Annotated in this window: 2 rRNA genes; both read right to left on the bottom strand. The window is 52.3% G+C overall.

What is annotated here, in order from left to right:
• Positions 1-18: 18 nt before the first annotated feature.
• Positions 19-133 (bottom strand): 5S ribosomal RNA (gene rrf, locus MPL1_RS13090).
• Positions 134-212: 79 nt separating this feature from the next.
• Positions 213-1,849, bottom strand: a 23S ribosomal RNA gene (locus MPL1_RS13085); the annotation flags it as partial.

The raw sequence follows: 1,849 nt of genomic DNA, 5'->3' as shown, positions 1-1,849 counted from the left end.
GGGTMWKTTCATATAAAAACCTGGCAGTGACCTACTTTCACATGGGAACTCCCACACTATCATCGGCGCTGAGTCGTTTCACTACTGAGTTCGGGATGGGGTCAGGTGGTGCCAACTCGCTATGGCCGCCAGGCATAATCGCTTGTCTGCATTGCAGACTGTTCGGAAAGTAACTCAAGGCGATTGTAGCCCCCAAGTAAACTTGGGGTTATATGGTCAAGCCTCACGGGCAATTAGTACTGGTTAGCTTCACACATTACTGCGCTTCCACACCCAGCCTATCAACGTGGTGGTCTTCCACGGCCCTTCAGGAGCTTAAAGCTCGGGGAAATCTAATCTTGAGGGGGGCTTCCCGCTTAGATGCTTTCAGCGGTTATCCCGTCCGTACATAGCTACCGGGCAATGCGATTGGCATCACAACCCGAACACCAGGGGTACGTCCACTCCGGTCCTCTCGTACTAGGAGCAGCTCCTCTCAAATTTCCAACGCCCACGGCAGATAGGGACCGAACTGTCTCACGACGTTCTAAACCCAGCTCGCGTACCACTTTAAATGGCGAACAGCCATACCCTTGGGACCGGCTACAGCCCCAGGATGTGATGAGCCGACATCGAGGTGCCAAACACCGCCGTCGATATGAACTCTTGGGCGGTATCAGCCTGTTATCCCCGGAGTACCTTTTATCCGTTGAGCGATGGCCCTTCCATTCAGAACCACCGGATCACTAAGACCTACTTTCGTACCTGCTCGACGTGTCTGTCTCGCAGTCAAGCACACTTTTGCCTTTGCACTAACCGCATGATGTCCGACCATGCTTAGTGTACCTTCGTGCTCCTCCGTTACTCTTTGGGAGGAGACCGCCCCAGTCAAACTACCCACCATACACTGTCCCTCATCCAGATCATGGATGCAGGTTAGAACTCCAAACATACCAGGGTGGTATTTCAAGGTCGGCTCCACGCAAACTGGCGTTCACGCTTCTATGCCTCCCACCTATCCTACACAAATAGGTTCAAAGTTCAGTGCAAAGCTGTAGTAAAGGTTCACGGGGTCTTTCCGTCTAGCCGCGGGTATACGGCATCTTAACCGCAATTTCAATTTCACTGAGTCTCGGGTGGAGACAGTGTGGCCATCGTTACGCCATTCGTGCAGGTCGGAACTTACCCGACAAGGAATTTCGCTACCTTAGGACCGTTATAGTTACGGCCGCCGTTTACCGGGGCTTCGATCAAGAGCTTCTCCGAAGATAACCCCATCAATTAACCTTCCGGCACCGGGCAGGCGTCACACCCTATACGTCCACTTTCGTGTTTGCAGAGTGCTGTGTTTTTAATAAACAGTCGCAGCCACCAGTTCACTGCAACCTCCTTCAGCTCCAGTCGCTAGGACCTTCACCTAACAGAGGCACACCTTCTCCCGAAGTTACGGTGCTATTTTGCCTAGTTCCTTCACCCGAGTTCTCTCAAGCGCCTTAGAATTCTCATCCCATCCACCTGTGTCGGTTTGGGGTACGGTCATCTGTTACCTGAAGCTTAGAGACTTTTCCTGGAAGCAGGGTATCAATCACTTCGTTCCCTACGGAACTCGTCATCACGCCTTGGCATTGTGTCTTCGGATTTGCCTAAAAACACTGCCTACACGCTTAAACCAGCACTTCCAACCGCTGGCTGACCTAACCTTCTCCGTCATCCCATCGCAGTAACAAACGGTACAGGAATATTAACCTGTTTCCCATCGACTACGCATTTCTGCCTCGCCTTAGGGGCCGACTCACCCTGCTCCGATTAGCGTTGAGCAGGAAACCTTGGATTTTCGGCGAGGGGCCTCTCGACCCCTTTATCGTTACTC

It is taken from the genome of Methylophaga lonarensis MPL (assembly GCF_000349205.1).
Lineage (GTDB): Bacteria > Pseudomonadota > Gammaproteobacteria > Nitrosococcales > Methylophagaceae > Methylophaga > Methylophaga lonarensis.
The sequence above is the reverse complement of the archived record's forward strand: the minus strand, read 5'-3'. Positions and strand labels throughout refer to the sequence as shown.